The 18316-nt window shown below is 52.5% G+C and carries 22 protein-coding genes and 1 pseudogene; 9 read left to right on the top strand and 14 right to left on the bottom strand.

Translation table 11 applies throughout. From position 1 onward, the window contains the following. Nucleotides 1–87: 87 nt before the first annotated feature. Nucleotides 88–468, top strand: coding sequence for a hypothetical protein (locus FBY12_RS24725; RefSeq protein WP_145256777.1), 381 nt, complete (start codon nt 88–90; stop codon nt 466–468). A 193-nt stretch (nt 469–661) separates the two neighbouring features. Here the strand turns inward: FBY12_RS24725 and FBY12_RS24720 are convergent, their stop codons facing one another. From FBY12_RS24720 to FBY12_RS24690, 8 genes are all read right to left on the bottom strand, one after another. Next, nucleotides 662–1294: a hypothetical protein gene (locus FBY12_RS24720; protein WP_145256774.1), complete on the bottom strand. Its 633-nt coding sequence runs from the start codon at nt 1292–1294 to the stop codon at nt 662–664. A 139-nt stretch (nt 1295–1433) separates the two neighbouring features. Further along, nucleotides 1434–2135 carry a hypothetical protein gene (locus FBY12_RS24715; RefSeq protein ID WP_145256771.1) on the bottom strand — a complete coding sequence of 234 codons (702 nt, stop codon included), beginning with the start codon at nt 2133–2135 and terminating at the stop codon, nt 1434–1436. A 547-nt stretch (nt 2136–2682) separates the two neighbouring features. After that, nucleotides 2683–3024, bottom strand: coding sequence for a hypothetical protein (locus FBY12_RS28000; protein ID WP_256663357.1), 342 nt, complete (start codon nt 3022–3024; stop codon nt 2683–2685). A 377-nt stretch (nt 3025–3401) separates the two neighbouring features. After that, nucleotides 3402–4571 carry a DUF3800 domain-containing protein gene (locus tag FBY12_RS24705; protein WP_145256767.1) on the bottom strand — a complete coding sequence of 390 codons (1170 nt, stop codon included), beginning with the start codon at nt 4569–4571 and terminating at the stop codon, nt 3402–3404. Between the two features lie 60 nt (nt 4572–4631). Continuing rightward, the gene (locus FBY12_RS24700) at nt 4632–5000 is read right to left on the bottom strand and encodes a hypothetical protein (RefSeq protein ID WP_145256764.1); all 369 of its coding nucleotides are present in this window, start codon (nt 4998–5000) and stop codon (nt 4632–4634) included. A 531-nt stretch (nt 5001–5531) separates the two neighbouring features. Continuing rightward, nucleotides 5532–5660 (bottom strand): hypothetical protein, encoded by a 129-nt coding sequence (locus tag FBY12_RS27995; RefSeq protein ID WP_256588646.1) that lies wholly within the window; start codon nt 5658–5660, stop codon nt 5532–5534. Between the two features lie 244 nt (nt 5661–5904). Continuing rightward, nucleotides 5905–7185, bottom strand: coding sequence for a translesion error-prone DNA polymerase V subunit UmuC (umuC, locus tag FBY12_RS24695; protein ID WP_145256761.1), 1281 nt, complete (start codon nt 7183–7185; stop codon nt 5905–5907). Beyond that, nucleotides 7172–7603, bottom strand: coding sequence for a LexA family transcriptional regulator (locus FBY12_RS24690; protein ID WP_145256759.1), 432 nt, complete (start codon nt 7601–7603; stop codon nt 7172–7174). The genes umuC and FBY12_RS24690 overlap by 14 nt, the downstream gene beginning before the upstream one ends. Nucleotides 7604–7702: 99 nt before the next feature. On the opposite strand from FBY12_RS24690, the gene FBY12_RS24685 reads away from it, so the two are divergent. From FBY12_RS24685 to FBY12_RS24670, 4 genes are all read left to right on the top strand, one after another. Next, nucleotides 7703–8413, top strand: coding sequence for an SOS response-associated peptidase family protein (locus FBY12_RS24685; RefSeq protein WP_145256755.1), 711 nt, complete (start codon nt 7703–7705; stop codon nt 8411–8413). A gap of 296 nt (nt 8414–8709) precedes the next feature. Beyond that, nucleotides 8710–9009 (top strand): hypothetical protein, encoded by a 300-nt coding sequence (locus tag FBY12_RS24680; RefSeq protein WP_145256752.1) that lies wholly within the window; start codon nt 8710–8712, stop codon nt 9007–9009. 169 nt (nt 9010–9178) lie between these two features. Further along, nucleotides 9179–9544 carry a histone-like nucleoid-structuring protein, MvaT/MvaU family gene (locus FBY12_RS24675; protein WP_145256749.1) on the top strand — a complete coding sequence of 122 codons (366 nt, stop codon included), beginning with the start codon at nt 9179–9181 and terminating at the stop codon, nt 9542–9544. 284 nt (nt 9545–9828) lie between these two features. Further along, complete coding sequence (locus FBY12_RS24670) at nt 9829–11094, top strand: APC family permease (RefSeq protein WP_145257012.1); 1266 nt, start codon at nt 9829–9831, stop codon at nt 11092–11094. A gap of 220 nt (nt 11095–11314) precedes the next feature. On the opposite strand, the gene FBY12_RS24665 is transcribed toward FBY12_RS24670, so the two are convergent. From FBY12_RS24665 to FBY12_RS28050, 4 genes and pseudogenes are all read right to left on the bottom strand, one after another. Next, a complete protein-coding gene (locus tag FBY12_RS24665) occupies nt 11315–11989 on the bottom strand; it encodes an HAD family hydrolase (RefSeq protein WP_145256746.1) in 675 nt (224 codons plus the stop codon). Nucleotides 11990–12076: 87 nt separating this feature from the next. Next, complete coding sequence (locus FBY12_RS24660; protein ID WP_145256743.1) at nt 12077–12259, bottom strand: hypothetical protein; 183 nt, start codon at nt 12257–12259, stop codon at nt 12077–12079. A gap of 258 nt (nt 12260–12517) precedes the next feature. After that, entirely contained in the window at nt 12518–12838 is a 321-nt protein-coding gene (locus FBY12_RS24655; RefSeq protein ID WP_145256740.1) for a hypothetical protein, read from the bottom strand. A gap of 290 nt (nt 12839–13128) precedes the next feature. After that, nucleotides 13129–13387, bottom strand: a pseudogene (locus tag FBY12_RS28050) (short chain dehydrogenase); the annotation flags it as partial. A gap of 184 nt (nt 13388–13571) precedes the next feature. On the opposite strand from FBY12_RS28050, the gene FBY12_RS24645 reads away from it, so the two are divergent. Then, nucleotides 13572–13811, top strand: coding sequence for a hypothetical protein (locus FBY12_RS24645; protein WP_145256734.1), 240 nt, complete (start codon nt 13572–13574; stop codon nt 13809–13811). Nucleotides 13812–14129: 318 nt separating this feature from the next. Here FBY12_RS24645 and FBY12_RS27990 read toward each other — a convergent pair whose 3' ends face one another. Continuing rightward, the gene (locus FBY12_RS27990) at nt 14130–14261 is read right to left on the bottom strand and encodes a hypothetical protein (protein WP_256663356.1); all 132 of its coding nucleotides are present in this window, start codon (nt 14259–14261) and stop codon (nt 14130–14132) included. A 104-nt stretch (nt 14262–14365) separates the two neighbouring features. Continuing rightward, complete coding sequence (locus tag FBY12_RS24640) at nt 14366–14584, bottom strand: hypothetical protein (protein WP_145256731.1); 219 nt, start codon at nt 14582–14584, stop codon at nt 14366–14368. 262 nt (nt 14585–14846) lie between these two features. Between FBY12_RS24640 and FBY12_RS24630 the strand changes: the two genes are divergently transcribed. From FBY12_RS24630 to FBY12_RS24620, 3 genes are all read left to right on the top strand, one after another. Further along, nucleotides 14847–15374, top strand: a complete 528-nt coding sequence (locus FBY12_RS24630) for an AAA family ATPase (RefSeq protein WP_145256728.1) — start codon at nt 14847–14849, stop codon at nt 15372–15374. A gap of 237 nt (nt 15375–15611) precedes the next feature. Then, complete coding sequence (locus FBY12_RS24625; protein ID WP_145256725.1) at nt 15612–16433, top strand: alpha/beta fold hydrolase; 822 nt, start codon at nt 15612–15614, stop codon at nt 16431–16433. After that, on the top strand, nt 16423–17934 hold the full coding sequence (locus tag FBY12_RS24620) for a PAS domain-containing sensor histidine kinase (protein WP_145256722.1): 1512 nt from the start codon (nt 16423–16425) through the stop codon (nt 17932–17934). The genes FBY12_RS24625 and FBY12_RS24620 overlap by 11 nt, the downstream gene beginning before the upstream one ends. Nucleotides 17935–18316 lie beyond the last annotated feature (382 nt).

Here is an 18316-nt window from a genome sequence, read left to right as displayed (position 1 = left end):
TCGCCAAGAATCCCCCACGATACCAGCGCCTCTGGTTGCGTGTGAAATTCCTGATAACGCATATGGACTGCCCATTGGAGCGCAAAGATGCTCGACACAATTGATGTCAATTTTCACGGAAAGCGCCATACAGATTTCGATCTCAAACGAATCATTAAAGCTCAGGAGCAAGGCTTTGATGTGCCGGTGACGGCTTACCTTTGCGGTGTTTCCATCAGGTCGCGCGCAGGCATCGGGGTTGTTTTTGGCCACAAGCGTAAAGACCAGTATGGGCGGTTTGGCGATGGCCACCTGATCAGGACTTCTGACGTGTTGAAGGTCGAACGTGAGGGGCGATTCTGGGTAATGACGACCGAGAATTCTCGCTATGTACTTGCCACGTTTCAGCGAGGTAATGGTCGTTCGAGCCTGCGAGAGTTCTTGCGCCTCTCTCGAACGCTCCATCCAACACCTCGGGTTCTGCAGTGATTTTCCGTCGGTCTATCGGCAATACATTTTCCTACCCAACCTGATTTTCGGGAATGTAAACACCACCTCAAATTCGTAGCCGTTAGATCTATGAATTATACCCTACGGAGCCTTTCTACAGGGCTCGTTTGCCAGCAATGTCAGGGGCTGAGAATTATCCCGCGAGGTATTTTCTTTGCCATATAGCGAGCATCTATATTGTTAGGCGCCGGCGCTCGTTGCCGTTGATTACATGGCACGGTTTGCACAACGCTTGGAGAGTTGCGGTCTGGTGAGCGTCATTGAGGAGCTGTAAAGCAGAGTGTCCTGTCGGCAATGAGAACGGCTCTTTGTCCAGCCAGTCAAAGCGGGAAAATATTTCCTCAATCTGGGAAGTGCTGAGCGTCTGAATGATCTGGGCGACCATAACTTTGAACTCGGGGGCCACATGGTCAACTTCGGTCGTCGGACTGTTCTTGCATCGTTCGCATAAAGGATGCATCGCTTTGTAGCTAGAAATTATAGGATGCGCAGCATCCCGGAGTGCGCGATCCAGCCAAGCCATTTCGTCTCGAGGGTTGATGCATTGCGTCCATGAGACTCCGTGCCAGCCATGACCCGGAAAGTAGCCTTGGAAATCGTAAACTGCTCCTGGGCGGGGTAGCTTTCGAAAGCGGGTAGGGCGCAGATCTTGCGCTGCACAGTGGTAATGTTTCTGATGAATTAGGTCGGCGATGATGGAGGACTCAAACTCTTGTCCGAAATTGACCTCCGCGATCCTCCCCTGGATCATCTCTTTCAGTTGCGTCTTCGTCATTCCCTGGAAGAACTCTTTGCCTCGACTCATTGTAATTCCTTGAGTACGGTGTATTCGAGCAGTGCAGCGAGTAGCCAGTCACCGGGATAAGGGGCTTGCAATGGAGGTCGGCTCAGAGCGCGAACGGTAGTTGTGAGGCTCGTTGGCCACCCGCCAAGGCAAGGTTCGATCAACCACCTGCGTGAGCAGGGCACAATTGGTCTGATAGCGAGTCATCGTCTCTACACGCAAGCCTCACTGCCTCGGCGACACTGAGAGCGCGGGTAGGTATCCAAAGATTATCCATGACCAGATACCTCTGTTGTGTGACTTGATTGCGCAGCTTGAGGGCTTTCAAAATGTCATCAATGACTTTCAACGTAGCGTTTGCAGGCTCTGTCTCGAACGTGATGTCGAACACCGCCGCATCCAACTGCAGGTAGTTTTTGCTGTTCGTCGGAGGCATTATAAACGGGGTGACTTTATCAGCAGGTAAAATCCACCCGTTCAGTTCGTCGAACTCAGTCACTGGAATCCAGCCTCTGTTGCCACCTGGAAGCTCGTACCCCCCTGAGCCGGAAGCTTTAGCGACAACTGTGCGAGTGGCATGGGCAATGGGCTTCTGCGGTGGGTAATCTACTTTGAAACGCTTAACGATTTGGTCTGCTGGACTATCGTTTCTTAGGTCGAAGTCGTAATAGCGGCCATGGGGTTTAACGAACGATAGCGTTACGTCTCCTACCAAAAAATTGTAGGCTGTTGTCATCAGTAAACTGAAAAGTCCAAGCGATGCCAGAGCAGCGAAAGCTTTGGTAAACCATCGTTTTGGGCGACCATAAGGCGCTGGTCGTTTGAACGATTTTGGTGTTTTTGCCGTGCGTCGATTTGCCAAGATTTCGAATCCATTACTGGGTGAGTTTCATCCCTGTTGCCTCAAGCGCCAGGCGCGCTCGCGGTATTGAAATGAAAGTCTATCAGCTGGGTCGCGAGAAGCTAGGTTGCCGGCTTTCACGGCACGTGGAGTCAACGAGCTGCTTTCCTTTTTGTCATGAAATCTATCAGATCTTTCACAACGACATTAGCGGCGTTGTCGCTTGATAGCTCGGAGGCTCGAATCCTTCTGCCTCTACGCCTTCCCACGTCAAAGGAACCAAGCGCTTATCAGCATCGGCAGGTGATTCGCGATGATAGGTATCTCCGTCGACCTCAATAATGAAAGTCAGACCTTTGAACACCACTACGAAATCGGGCTCGAGACGATTGTAGGCTTTGCCTATCCGTACGAAGACTGGAAGCGGAGCGACTGCGAGCTGTGCTCGTGTCATTGCCGTGAATAGAGTGACCTCAGCCTGAGAGCGAAATAGAAGCCCCTGATGTTCCCTCGAGGCAATATTGTCGCTTCGCACTCGTCCCTGGTTGGTGACACCTTCACCTTTCACTTATCGGATAGCTTCTTCTCGCCAATTTTCGGAGGCTTCCCCAATACGTGGGGCAATGGTCACCCCGTTTAGGGCCTCGTCATGGAGGGTTGAGTAGAACGGGGTCACTACGTCATAAATCGCTTTACCGGTAGCTTCGCGTTCTACATCTGTCATGGCGTAGTACAGGGGGATTGGAAGTGCCACCATGAGCTGCCAATAATTGACACCGAAATCGGTGTTGATCAACTCAGCTGTGCATTCGCCTGATACCAAAACGGCAATTGCACGAGCATCTCCAAGCAGTTTGAATGCCTCGACCGCCCCTGCTGCCAGATCTTCCATGTTGAACGGTGAAAACATCAAGTGCCTCCTAGCCTATGACGAAAAGGTGAGCATCTCGCCCGCAGAACTTTAAGTTGATTCATTACGGTATAGCTCCCCCAAGGGTTTTAGCCTTTCCACGCATGCAGCGAGCAGGTTTGATGCCTAGCAACGTGGCTGACGAACTCGCCGTGCTGAGTTCTTCGCTCGTCCCATCGGTTCTTTGAGCTCTTGGGTCGAGGGCGTAGCTCAGAGGTAGTCAGCACGAGCCTCTGCTTCGCCCTAGAAACGCCTACGAAGAAAACGCATCGCTCTTCTGCAAGCTTGCCCCAGAAAGCCTGTGTTTCAACTCCAAGGAGGATTGCCTATGCTACCGAGTGTTGCAGGCTCGTTATGTTCAGATCTTTTTCTAGATATCAGTCATCCGCAAATGCCTCAAGCGCGGCAAGCAGCCTGGCTAGCTCAGTAAGGTTGGCAGAGACGATGTCATATTCTCCTCGACTGCTCAGCCGATACACATCGCGCGCTTTTTTAACGCGTTCGAGAAGAGGAACGACGATGCCGGATGCCCGCTCTAAGAAGTCGTTGATGTCTGCACGCGTCTGGGGAATTTTGTAGCCCTTCGCCGCACTTGTGATGATGACGTCCGCATCGCGTAGTTTGGCAATGCCGCTGGAACGGATTCTCTGGCCGTTGACCTCTCCCAGTCCGCTGTCTTTTAGATGGGCCATGATCTCCGTAGTCAGTACGTAGTCCTTGGTGACAAATTCGCTCTGGAATCTCAAGAACCGCAAGATGCTTAGCTGCAGTCGCTCATCTTCATCGGGGTGGTCACCAACCCGCTCGCTAAAACGGTCGGCCTGGCGGAGAGCCTCCTGGTGTACCTGGTAGTCAGCATATCCAGACTCATTCGTAGGCGGTGGCAGAAGAGACTGGTACTTGGATGGCCACTCAAGCATTCCAAGAGTCAGGCTGCGTAGGATCTTTTTGTAGGCAAGAACTGCTTCTTCCGATGCTTTCTCTTCGTAGATCTGAGCGACTGAGCCAGCAAAAAAATCTGCAACCTGAACCAAAACGTTGTCCTTACTGGCCATCGTCTGGAAGGCATCCTTATCGCCAAATAGGTCGTCTACGAATCGTTCTGCAACGTAGCTTTTGAGGCTCTCCTGAAATTCCTGGCCACCATGCTCGTCTACGATCATCTGGAGGTCAGGGTAGGCGCAGAACAAACGTTCATAGAGCAACCCGTTCACGTATTTTGTGAACGAGGTCTTGATGCGGAGGCCGCCGTCTTTGTGAATTCGGGACTTATCAACGACGGTGAAATAGAGCTTGAATGGCAGCTCGGATAGCTCATTTAGGATCCGGGCGCGACGATCTGAATCCTTGGGCTTCAGATTGCTGGATTTGATCTCGCCCGTTTGAAAATGGCGCATGCGGAGTGCTTCAGCTTGGGCATAAGCAGCTTTCAGGTCTTTCTCTGCCACCAGAATGGAGCACACGATGAAGAAGCCTGAGCTTCCTCCCTTTGACGTATCAAGGTCGGAATTCCCGGACTCATCCACGAAGGCATATGTTCTGTCCATGAGCTTACTCCATCAACAACGTACTCAGCGCGGTGGGTCGTCCAATGGCAAGGTGCGAACTTAGTTCGTCGCAGTGGTAGTGCCTGGAGCGGGGCCTTCGCTGAACGTGTAGTTGATGACCACGTCATTTCGGATCAAGACGTCGAGGGTCTTCTGAGTGCCCGTAGTCGTCACCTTCATGGTGACCACGTAGCTCTGGGCATGGGCTGAGCCATTGGTGTAGGTGTAGATCCACTTTTCGTCAGTCTCGCTGACTGCGCTCTTGGCGTAGGGCTCACCAAACAGCGACTTCAACTCAGAGGTGGTGGTTTTGCCTTTGGTGATGCTGGCGACACTGGCCGAAGGAAAGTCTCGTCCTGCGGTGTAGTGGGACGTAGCGCAACCGCCAAGTGCGACACAGATTCCTATTACTGCGATGAGCTTTTTCATACCCTTCCTTGATCGTAGAAAGCTCCAAATCTAGCTTGCATCGAGGCTAAAAGCCATCGTCTCCTTGATCACCTGTGCTCGCTCTCGCCGACAGGGCACCACACACATAAATAAATGCACTCGAGGCCGGGCAGACCATAAAAACTCCGAACCATTGAGCTCTAAATCGTGGGAGCAAGGGTGCCTTCATGTAAGAGCGGTACTTTCGGTTAGCAACCGGCTGGTTTTCGTTTATGAGCATGTCTGCTACGGCTATATACGGCCAAAAGCGGTCATTTAGCTTCTTCGCGAAACAGGAGCAGTTCAACCGTATTGAAAAATACTGTACGCACTCAACCAGGAGGGTATCTTGATGAGTCAGTGTAATTCAACTCTCAGGCAGTGCCGCAATGATGCTATTCAATATGTCGTTGTAGCGATCATAGAAAGGGCACTGATCGTCAGATAAAGCGAAATTACAGACTATGCATTCACACCCAATAAGCTTCAATGACAAAAGCTACCATTAAAGTAGCTTCTGCCAGCGACAAGCTATTTTTTTGTAGACTTGCTAGGCTTCAAGTCAGGATTGTTACTTGGCGTGTCTTTATTGTCACGACGACGCTTATCAACTTCGCCGGTTGATTTGGCAATCGGTTTGGGGCCTGGTTTAAGCGCCATAAAATCTCTCCTTGATGTTGGTTTTATTTTAGTTGCTGCGGGATCATCCTATTGGTACGGACGGATACTTTCAATAGGCAAGAGATACTTGATTTTAGGTATGTGAAAACTCGAATTTAGCTTTGGCTCATCTACTGGAAATCTAACGACAGGTAACGTGTTGATTTTACGTTCATTGATTACATCTTGCAGGTAGCACTGCACCTCCAGAATCATTCGAGCATCGCCAGACCGCACCTGTCTGCTACCTAGCCTTTACCGTCCACAACTGATCTACCTTCGTCGTATAGCTCTGACTCATCAACTCCCGGCGCATTGCCCAATCGGGCGCCGCCGGCACGCTGGCTAGCCGGATAACTCCCTTTCCCCAACGGCCATTGATTTCATCCAGAACGCTCATCACCTTGTCGGCCGTCATTGGCTGCGAATGCGCGAACAAATCGTCAGTGAACTCGCCAGGTTGTCGGAGATCCATCAGCAGAACCTCCGCTTTGCTGTACTTGAAGCCCGGTCTATACAGACGATTGACGGCTTCGGTCGCAGCCTTGGTCATGAGTCGAACGTCGTTTGTCGGGTAGGGTAGTTCGAGGAGTGCGCCGTTCGCGTACTTCGCTTCTTCGGGATTGAACATGCCTGTCCTAATGCTCACGCGGATCTTCTTGCACAGCGAGTTTTGCGCTCGGAGCTTTTCCGTCGCGCGTTGGGTGTATGTAGCGACAGCTTCCTTGATCGGCTCGATCTGGGTGAGTCGCGTGCCGAACATCCTGCTACAGCAAATCTCCTGCTTGGGTGGGTCAGCCTCACCTAATTCCAAACATGAGGTGCCGGCAAGCTCGCGAGCAGTCTTCTCGATCACCACACTGAATTTCTGGCGAAGCATCCACGGATCGGCTTTCGCTAAATCCATGGCCGACTTGATGCCCATCACTTCCAGGTGAGCTTTCATGCGCCTGCCGATGCCCCAGACTTCTCCAACATCGGTATTGCGCAGCGTCCAGTCCCGCTTGAACGGATCGCACAGATCGACCACGCCGCCGGTGATATCCAGCAGACGTTTGGCGGTGTGGTTGGCGAGTTTGGCCAGTGTCTTGGTGCGGGCAATACCAACCCCGACAGGGATGCCCGTACGCTTGAGAAGGGTAGAGCGCATTTGCCGACCAAACGCAGATAGATCTCCAGGGAGACCAGTGAGATCGGCGAACGCCTCATCAATACTGTAGACCTCGAGTGCCGGCACCAACGATTCGATGATCGTCATGACGCGTTCGCTCATGTCGCCGTAAAGCGCGTAATTACTGCTGAACGCTACGATCCCGTTCCTACGCAGGTGGTCTTTGATTTGGAAGTACGGCTGGCCCATTTTCACGAAAGGCTTGGCGTCGTAGCTGCGCGCGATCACACAACCGTCGTTGTTGGACAGCACCACGATAGGTGTCTTTGCCAGGTCGGGTCTGAACACTCGCTCGCAGCTCGCATAGAAGCTGTTGCAATCAATCAGGGCAAAGACTGGCTCAAGTGTTTTCATGATCGCGCACGCTGTATTTCACCACCCCCCAGATCACCAGCTCATCGCCCTCCATCACATGCCTTGCCGGATATTTTGGATTCTCTGACAAAAGCATCACGGCGTTCTCCCGCAAAAGCAGGCGTTTGCAGAATGGCTCGGAATTGAGCGCTGCGATGACGATATCGCCACTGACCGCATCGATGCTCCGATCAACGACCACCAGATCCCCTGAATAGATGCCGGCGCCCTGCATGCTGTCTCCATCAATTCTCACCAAGTACACGTGCGGCGCGCGGATATCGAACAGCTCATCGAGGGAAATGTGTTTTTCGATGTGATCAGCCGCAGGGGAGGGGAAGCCCGCCGGCACCCTGGATGAATATAAGGGCAGCCTCCTGCCGCCAGATGCGAGAGGGCCGAGGATGGTGATGCTCATGATGCAAGCCTTTTTGAGGTTAACTGTACATGCATACAGTTAACGATTTGGTTCGCTTGTGGTCAATCTCATAGGCACGACAATTCGACGGGTGACACCATGTGCGGACGCTACTCGATCTACGAATCGATGGATTACTACCTCAAGGAGCTTGCGCCAAAGCAGTTGGTGATCAACGGCTATGACCTTTGGCCCGTCGAGCGGTACAACGTCGCACCGTCTACGCGGGTGGAAATTATCCGGCCAGAGGGAGAGGGGTTGAGTGTCGATAAGGTGAAATGGGGATGGGCGCCGTTTTGGGCGAAGGGAAAGCGGCCTGACCCAATAAACGCTAGGGTCGAGACCGTCATGACCGGGAAATTTTTCAATCAGCTCTGGCCAAATGGGCGTGTACTCGCGCCGGCGAACGGTTGGTTTGAATGGGTTAAAGACCCCGATGATGCAAAGAAAAAGCAGCCCTATTTCATCACGTTGAAAGAGCAGATTCCGATGTTCTTTGCCGGCTTGGCTGAGGTGCACGGGGGTTTGGAACCAGATGATCGCGACGGTTTCGTCATCATCACCGCTGCGAGTGACCAAGGCATGGTCGATATCCATGACCGCAAACCTCTGGTTCTGGCACCTGAGCACGCCCGGGAATGGATTGATCCTGAGACTTCAGTTGAACGAGCGAAAGAAATCGCGATGGAACATTGCCGACCAGTTACCGATTTTCATTGGTACACGGTTCGCAAGGATGTGGGTAACGTTCGTAATCAAGGCCCGCATCTGATTCAGCCCCTCTCACTGGTCGAAGACGTGGATGACTGACTTCAGCCGCAGTCTGAGAGTCGGCGTATCGGCAGCTGCACGCCAGCGAACAGAAGTATTGGCATGAGGAGGGAAGTAGGGCTTTTCCATGCGCGGCCCATCTGCATGTAAAAGCAGTCGGATTAGTCATGGAATTCCCGTCGCCTATTCGTACTTGCCGGCATCAATCGTTGAGTGTCCGACATCAATTCGGGAGGTATTTCATCACCATCTAGCCGGGTCACCTGCCGGCAGTTGGAACAACCCCCTGTGCCCGGAAGTCTACCTGTAACTGCTTATTGGTAAGGTACAGAGCAATGGATAAGACAATCACCGTCGATCAACTGGCCACCACCGACTTAAGATCAATCAACGAGATATGGCTCGGCGAGACTCATACCCAACTATGCCTATGGCGTGGCGAACAAGTCTACACCCACGAGATGATGAGCGAGGGCACTCACGATCAAAATGTCCGACGCCTGTGCTTGCAATTGGTCAACCCTGACGATCAAGCCGCAGTTGTCAGCGTTGAGTTGATCGTGCGCGAACAGCTAAAAAGAATGGGGAAGGAGGGGGAGTTTTACCCGGCTGAGGAGGCGGATACTCATCTATAAGAAAAGGAGTATCGGCCATTCTCAAGGAATCAATCCTAGACCTACTGTCGCTTGGAAACAGATATTAATATCGGCTGGCCGGGTATAAGGCTTCAGGCGCGACTTCTTGTAAGTGCGGGCCGTGATTTATGGTGTAACCTTCAGGTATTACTCACATCGAGAATTTTTTATGTCTAAACTTGCCGAATTCCGCCAGCTTGAAAAACACCTCGCCGAACAGCTCCAGGCTCTCGAAGCCCTCAAGGGCGATGCTGGTCTCAAGAAAGAAATCGAGTTCGAATCGAAGCTGCGCGATTTGCTCGCAAAATACGGCTACAGCCTTAAGGACGTGATCAACCTGCTTGATCCGCAAGCAGGTCGTCGCGTACCAGCAGGCGAACGTAAAGCTGGAGCCCGAAAGCCTCGCGAAGTGAAGGTTTATAAGAACCCTAATACTGGTGAGACGATTGAGACCAAGGGTGGAAACCATAAGGGTCTCAAAGAGTGGAAAGCGAAACATGGCTCCGACACGGTCGAATCCTGGCTGACCAAGTGATATTGATTTGAATACAAAAGGGGCCTGATACGGCCCTTTTTTGTTATCGATTTTAGCAACTTGAGGTTGATTCCAAAGCTCTAATCAGTTTGTGGGGGCGCCACTTTCTACTCGTCACTTTGGCAAGATATGTGAACTTTAGTGAGACGCGAATTTCCATTTGCTTGGGAGTAAAGCAGCCTAGCTCCCAGCCCGGTAATCGGCTCTCGCAACCTCAAGCCAGGAAGTTGAACGTGAAGACCTCGCCCCCGAAGACCTCGTTGCGCCGCGCCGTTACCGGCCCGATGCTTTTTCTGTTTATTCTCGGAGATGTTCTCGGGGCGGGCGTTTATGCTCTTGCCGGGACAATTGCGGGGGAGGTAGGTGGCGCGATATGGGTGCCTCTGCTTATCGCTCTGTTTTTCGCGATGCTGACTGCCGGTTCTTATGCAGAGTTGGTGACAAAATATCCCCACGCGGGCGCCGCATCGGTTTTCGCAGAGAAGGCGTTCCGGTCTCCGCTCATTTCTTTTCTCGTTGGGTTTTGCATGCTATCCGCAGCTGTCACAAGCGCGGCGGGTTTATCGCTGGCGTTTGCGGGTGATTACCTGGCGGCGTTCATCCATGTGCCGCCTCACATTGCGGCGCTGCTGTTCCTTATCGTTATCGCGCTCCTGAATGCAAGGGGGATTAAAGAGTCCTTGGGAGCCAACCTCGTGATGACAGTCATTGAGCTGTCAGGTCTTCTAGTGGTCGTTGTTGCCGCTGCTTGGTATTTCAGTACAGGCGAAGCGGATTTAGGTCGCAGCCTGGAATTCAAGCCGGGGATCAGCCCGATGTTTGCGGTTTTGGGTGCTGCGTTGATCGCGTTCTATTCCTTCGTAGGATTCGAAACATCCGCCAATCTCGCGGAAGAAATTCGAGACGTTCGAAAAGTTTACCCCCGCGCATTGTTTGCCGCATTGCTAACCGCCGGAGTCGTCTACATGGCTGTCGGCGTCGCGGCATCTTCCGTACTGCCCATGGAAAAACTTGTGGCGACCTCGGCTCCTCTTCTTGAAGTGGTTCGGGCGTCAGGTTTAAACATTCCGCCTCGCGTCTTCGCCTTCATTGCACTGATCGCGGTAGCCAACGGCGCGCTGTTAACCATGATAATGGCGAGTCGCCTTACTTATGGCATGGCCTGTATAGGACTGTTGCCGACCGCCTTGAGCAAGGTGCTGCCTCGGCGACGCACCCCTTGGATCGCGGTCATCGCTACCACCCTGGTAGCAATCGCACTCACGCTGACGGGAACGCTAGCTACATTGGCCGAAACCGTCGTCCTGCTCCTGCTGTTTGTATTTCTCAGCACTAATTTGTCCGTGTTAATCCTGCGCCGTGACGAGGTCGCGGAAAATCACTTGCGGGTGCCGACGTGGGTTCCGGTACTTGCTATCGTCTCGTGCCTGATACTGCTCAGCCAGCAAAGTCTGGAAACATGGATGCGGGGAGGGGGCTTGATCCTGATAGGCATGTTGCTTTTTGTCTGTTCAAGAGTGGCAGTGCCGGCGCCAGTGGAGCCGGGCTGATATTGTAAGCGCTTCGCCTACTATCGCAGCGTAAAACTTGGTGAAGTTATACGAGTGCCTTGTAGGGCGCGCAGTTTTATCGGGGTGCGTCCAATGCCTCGGATCGTCGATTCTGAGGAGCACTGGAACATAACCCGATCAATCGTCTCGCATGGCTGGATGCGTGAACGTCACCGCGAGCGGGGAGCACAGCATCTCAATCCGCGTGCCTACAACTGTTTCACGGACGGGAAGCAACCTCGTCCAGGTGCCGCAGCAGTGCCAGAGGATCCTCGTAGACGCGGAGTGCACCTGCACGTTCAAGCTCTCCTGTGTCGTAACCACCAGAAAGCAGCCCTATACCGGTGGCCTTACAGCGGCGTGCGGCTAGCATGTCCCAGATGGCGTCGCCGATCACCAAGCAATCTTCGATGGGTACATTGAGTTTGCTTGCAGCGGCGAGGAAAAGGTCTGGATCGGGCTTGCCATACTTCACGTCATCACGGGTGATGAGATTGACCTTCGAGATATCCAAGCCCAATGCCTTCAGATTTATTGCTGCAGTATCCATGCCACCGCTGGTCGCAATACACCACTTGAGCTGCTCGCGGTTCAAGGTATCGAGAAGCTCGACAGCGCCAGGGAGAGCGGTTATCTGGCCCTGCAGATCCTTGTAGGCTTTATCATGTTTATCGCTGAGCCTTTTGGCCTGGTCTGGTTTGATTTCCAAGCCGGTCTCACGGGCTAACATCTTGAGCATCAGCCCGCCGCTCATACCGATTTTTCTGTGAATTCGCCACATGGCCAACGGTATGTCTTCAGAATCGAGCGCGGTTTTCCACGCAAAAACATTCTGGTAAACGCTATCAGTCAACGTGCCATCCAGATCAAATATGAATGAGGTTTGCTGGCGCATACGTGACACCTCCATTAGGCAAAGTTCAAGTAGTAGACGTCGCGTATTGAGAATATTGGTCGCATCGAAAACGAAGCGGAGCTGGTTTTAATCCTTAAGTCTTTCCAAGTCGGCTGGGCCAGGTTCTACACGTGGTTCGTCGCCAAGGAACTCATCTTCCCTAACAACTCGTTCGTCATCTGTTAAACCTGTTTCAGACACGTCTGAGACGAGAACAGAATCCTCCAGTGCTTTGCTCTTTTTTGATGAAGTGGAGCTTTTTTCAGTCATGAGATTTCTCCTCGACCCTCAAAATTCAAAGTGCTCAATTTTTCGAAAGCACATGGTCTGAGTCGTTCCGTCTTTTCCAGATATCGAAGCGGAGAAACCGCAGCGCATGAGTGCCACTGCGGTTTCCATCGCATTACTTCCGCTTTTTCATCGAGGTTGTTTAACACGTACAGGTTGTGGTTTAAGTGCAAAAAGCACCCTTGAAGGTCTTTTTTATTAGCCGGCAAGGCATATTGAATATGCACCTTGAGCCAAGGGTTAATCAGACTCATAAAGCGAGCTGAACCATTCGGCATACGGGGAATTGATGACCAGCCGCCGGTTGAAGTCCGGGCTTCCATCTGTCCACCAAACAGGGCCCCGCTCACCAAGCGCTACTTTGGCCACTCGTACCTTTTCCCGAGCGCGCTTTAGCTGCGATGCGTCTTCCGATTCTTTTGCTTTCTTCACCTCGCGTCGCGCTGCCATGAGGGCATCGACAAGACGCTGGCGCACGTCCTCTTCTAATGACGGGTTTGAACAGCGCCACAGCTGCCCTTTGACAACGAAGTAACGACCGTCAGGGGTCACTGGATGCATTTCTCACTCCCATCTTTCAAAGGGCGCTTCTCCAGAATTCACGAAGGACGACTACCTTAGCTTTCGGACAGGAAGGCGTTTGGCTTGTTTGACCCCAAACAGTATTCCCAGTAATAGCGCTGCGCCCGCCGCAAGGAGTATGGGATAGGGATGTTTACCTGACATCCATACGCCCTCTACTCCGTGCTTATCGCTTGGTGAAGTAGGGCGATGCCCCGATGTCGATGGATTACGACTGATCGGAATGTCAGAGGGATCGATCTCTGCTTCGTAGGGCATTTCGTTCAAAGGTAAACGCGCACCGTCTGCAAGAATGAGGGTAAGGTCTTCTACAGTGCCGGCGAGTCGATTGGGGAATACTGGCTCACCAGTGGGGTCAAGCTCATCGTAATAAAACTGCTGACCTTCCAACCAACCTATGGCCGTCATCAATTCGGGGCCAAGGTAATATTTCCCGTCGAGGAAGAAGCCTGGGAAATGTCGTGTGCGTTCCAGACTTTCTACGATGTAACGCTCACCCGCCTTCATACCGGTTGCTGGGTCAATCATGATGATGTCCTCAGATTTGCTCATCTTGCGATAGAGGACGGGGTCTGGAGCAACGTTCCATCGAAATGACTGAAAGGGTGAATGGAAGGATGGCGACGGTCGGTAAGCCAATTAATCGAACACTCGAAAAGCGAACCCTCTCCAAGCTACATGCCCCCACCATTGAGGATACTGAGAGGTGTGTATGAATCACGATACCAAGCTTCAAGGCGGTATGGGTGAGGATGACCCAATGCCTACGTCACCCGATCCGTTGAGCCCTGGGCGCACTGAAGTTGACCCAATGAAGGAGGAGGGGATTGACGAACTGCCGGATAATGAAGGTGAGCGTCCGCTTGATGATGACGATGTCGGGCTAGACCCTGAGCGTGTGCGGGAGGAGACGGATAATGCGGTGATGGACAATCAGCAGGATCCGCGCTAACCCTCCGACACCCCTTTCCTCAATCATCGAGTGAGTTGGTCAGGGTCGGACAGCTCGAACGGCGAGCGTGTAGGCCTTTACAAGTGATTCCATATTTGGCGCAAAAAAAAGCCCGCGATGGGGGGCGGGCTGGGAATCACTAAAGGAGCTGTTACAACCGTATACCTGCAAATGTGAAATTATCGTGATAGGCGTAGCACGGTTGGTTCGGTGGAAAAGTCAGGTTGCGTTGCCGGAGCTATCGTCTGCATGTGACCCAGAAGTTGGTCTTCGAGCTTTGGGAGGGCTACCTCTGTGGTGGGCCAATCGGTTGCGCGATTAGGATCTTCCGCCGGTGGGGAGCTTTTGATGCAGATATGCGATTTGCTCCCCCACAAAATGAGCCGAGTAAGCAGCAGTTGAGATAATTACCGCAAGCCCGACACTGGCAATCTTCTTGAAAGCAGACATGGCACTTCCTTACCTGGCTACGTGCGTCAATTGGAAGCGACGAGCAAGATCCATGATGCGAATTAGGGGATCGCTCAGAAAGGATGTGCAGGATGCGTGGATGCCTATGAATCACGTAATCGCATGATGGCATCCGTGATGCCTTGGGCATTTGTGTCGAGCGTCTCCATAGCCGCGATTGCGTTGGCGACCGCATTTCCCGCTCCGTTTTCAGATAACCACTGAGTCACCTCTTCAATCGCTGCGCAAATTGCATGTTGGTTGTGAAGTAGCAGTGTGAGAGCGTCTGCTGCTGCTATGTTCGCTTCAGAGCTATCTGGCATGGGGATCTTCCTTGAGCTTTCGGTGCGGGGAGCCTAGCTGAACCGTCGTCTTTCAGTGAACTCTTCGTGCAATCCGCAGGCGTAGTCATGGACATTCGTGTCGGAGCTAACGGCGCGCTGGCGCGGATGGTGGCGGTGTTCATAGTGGCTAGGCCGTACTGTGCTCATCTAATCACCGACCGTCGGGCGAATGGTATGAAAATGCTGCTGCATAACTGGCAGCCACCTGGACTTGATCAACTCACTTACCGAAGGACATAGAATGCTTATAGTCTTCAGCGGCCTCCCAGGTACTGGAAAAACGACCATCGCAACTGACCTTGCCACCAGAAGAAGTGCCGTGTTTTTGCGGGTCGATACGATTGAGCAGGCTATCCGAAATTCCGGTGTTCTGGCACAGGACGTGGGGCGAAGTGGTTACATGGTCGCTTGTGAGCTTGCGCTGAGTAATCTCCGTCTGGGGCACACGGTCATCGTTGACTGCGTAAATCCAGTGCTCGAGAGCCGAATGGCGTGGAACGACGTCGTGTTAGAGGCTGGTGTTCGATTAGTGAATATTGAGGTGATTTGCTCGGATAAGAATGAACATCGGCGTCGGGTAGAAACGAGGCTTGGTGATATTCCGGGGCTTACCCCGCCAACATGGCAGTCTGTGTTGAATCACGAGTATCAAGCGTGGGCCGAAGCTCCGTTTCGCATAGACACCGCGCTAACTTCGCCGGTGCAGGCAGTATCGATGGTCACCGAACGCTTGCTGTCCAATGAGTACCCTCGGCTAAGCCCAACCTGACAAGATGTGGTACTGGAGACTCACTGCTAACCATCCGCTCGAATGAATTCATAGGCATATTGTTTGTCTGAAGCTTACCTCTGCTTCGTTGGCCCCCCTTACCTGTAAGCATTCAATGAACGTCGTCCTTCACTAGGTAGCCAGCGATCAACGCAATCCGTGTCGGCGTCAGCTTTGCGACGTAGACTCCTAAAACCCGCTTGAACCAATCTATTGCACATCGACGCAGGATCAAACATGTCTGTACAAATTCGCAACAACGTTCGCGTTCGAGGTTCGGGCCCTGCCACTTTGGTTTTTGCGCACGGTTTTGGTTGCGATCAGAATATGTGGAGACTGGTTGAGCCTGCTTTTTCAGAAAGTTATCAAACGATTCTTTTCGACGTTGTGGGGTGTGGTAAGTCTGACCTTTCGGCTTATGAGGTTGCGAGATATTCAACCTTGAAAGGTTACGCACAGGACATCGTCGAAATCATTAATGAGTTTGCCAGCGGGCCGGTCATATTCGTGGGACATTCAGTCAGTGCTATGGCTGGAGTAATCGCTGCCAATATGCGTCCGGGCCTTATCGGAGCGCATGTGATGGTTGGGCCTTCTCCCTCCTACATCAACGATGGGGATTACTTTGGCGGATTCAGCCGGGAAGACATCGACTCTCTCTTGGAGACTCTGGAAAGCAATTACCTTGGCTGGTCGAGTTCCATGGCTCCCGCCATCATGGGCGCGCCTGGCCAACCACACCTTGGCGTCGAGTTGACTAACAGTTTCTGTCAGACAGATCCCGACATTGCAAAGCGATTCGCGAGGGTGACCTTCCTTTCGGACAATCGTAGTGATGTTGCTAGGTTGCAGGCGCCGGCGCTGATTATTCAGTCGTCCGAGGACATCATCGCGCCTGTAGAGGTTGGTCAATACCTTCATAAGGTGATCCCAGATAATCGACTTGAGGTGATTGAAAACATGGGTCACTGTCCGCACCTCAGTGCACCGGATCTCTGCATCAGTGCGATTCAAAGCTTTATTGGAAGCATTCAGAGTCGAATTGCTGATGCAGGCTGATGCCGACTCGCTTCCTGGTACTGACTCACTTTATGAGTACGCTCCCTGTGCCCTTATTGTCACGAGTAAGGCCGGAGTAATCCTCCGGGTGAACAGCACTTTTTGCGAATGGCTGGGATTCCCGAAAGACCAGTTAATTGGTCATCGTAAATTACAAGAATTGCTTACCATCGGGGGGCGAATTTTTCATCAGACTCATTGGATTCCTTTATTGGAAATGCAAGGTTCCATTTCCGAGGTAAAGCTTGAGTTTGCAACGTCTGAAGGAAAAAAAGTGCCGATGATTCTCAACGTGAGAAGACGAGAGCACTCGGGCGGCATTTTCGATGAGGTTTCGGCATTTGTGGTGATCGAGAGGCACCGATTCGAGCAAGAAGTATTGATTTCCAAGCGGCAGGCGGAGGATTCACTCGAAGCGCACTTAGCGCTCCAGCGAGATCTTTCGGTAGCCGATGCCAGGCTTCGGATTGCGTTAGAGTCTGCCCAGATGCATGTCTGGGATGTCGACCCAGTGACACGCGAGCGCCGTTACGATGAGAGCGTCGCGCGCCTACTTGGTTACTCATCGAGCCAGTTTATTTCCGCAGCCGCTTACTCAAGCTTCATTGAGCCCCAAGACCAGCACCGGGAAGCCGAACTCTTTTCGGCGGCTCTTGAGTCGGAAAATCAGGAGTATCGCTGCATCTACCGATTGAACGGAGCTGACGGCGTTCAGCGAACCGTGCTCTCGACTGGTCGCGCCGCGTTCGATCCCGATAATAAGCTTGTTCAGTTTGTTGGCATCCTTCATGACATTACCGACGTAAAACGTGAGCAAGCAGCGGCTGAAGACCGCGCCCTTTTTTCCGAGCAAATGATTGGGATCGTAAGTCACGACCTACGTAATCCTCTCTCGGTGATATCAATAGCCATGGAAATGCTTGAACGCCAGGGGTTGACGCCGAAGCAGCAAAAATTCGTTCGTCACGCTCAGGACGCGGCGCTAAGAGCGCGCAGGCTCATCAACGATTTGTTGGACTTCACGCAGGCGCGAATAGGGCGTGGTATCGGAATTACGAAAACGACCACCGATCTTCATCTGCTCATTGCAGGAACCGTAGAGCAACTCCGAATCGTTTATTCCAAACGAGAACTTGTCCATTCAACACATGGCAATGGTTTATGTATCGCGGATGGCGATAGGCTTGCGCAATTGACAGGTAACTTAATTTCTAACGCAATCACTTACGGTGCGGAAGACCGTCCCGTGACGGTTACATCCTCCATTACGGCGCTGGGCTTTGAGTTGATGGTGCACAACTGGGGTTCACCGATTCCTCCAGACTTCCTTGCCACTGTCTTCAGTCCGATGACTCGTGGTGTCAACCTCCCTCAAGACACCCGCAGCGTAGGTCTAGGGCTTTTCATCGTTAGCGAAATAGTGAAGGCACATAGCGGCACGGTTTCAGTCACCTCTAATACTGATACCGGGACAACATTCAAGGCTATGTTCCCGATATAGACGCGGAAACTCACAGACCTCCTTGATCAAATTCCAGCGGCCACAATCAACGGATGGTGATGTGCCTTAACTATTTGCCTTTCCTACGTCTATTGGGCTGCTTTGAACGTTGATGAGTCAGAAACGCGCGCCCGCTCCGCAACGGCATATCGCACCTGGCCTTCTCAGGACGAAGCAGGGGGGATGGGCAAATGACTGGGCCGGGGGCTGAACTGCCCGAGACAGTCTGCACCACACCGCCGACCCGATGAAGGCCGGATATTAATCTTTGATACGCAAGGCTGGCCGGCTTGGCGAAAATGCATGCGACACCAGCGAAAACCTCAGCCATGCCATGCGCGATGCAGGCGACCGGTTGAATCCCAGCACTACGTATTGGGTC

The organism is Pseudomonas sp. SJZ131 (genome assembly GCF_007828705.1).
GTDB classification, from domain to species: domain Bacteria; phylum Pseudomonadota; class Gammaproteobacteria; order Pseudomonadales; family Pseudomonadaceae; genus Aquipseudomonas; species Aquipseudomonas prosekii.
Note: the sequence above shows the minus strand (reverse complement) of the source record. Positions and strands in the feature narration are given on the sequence as shown.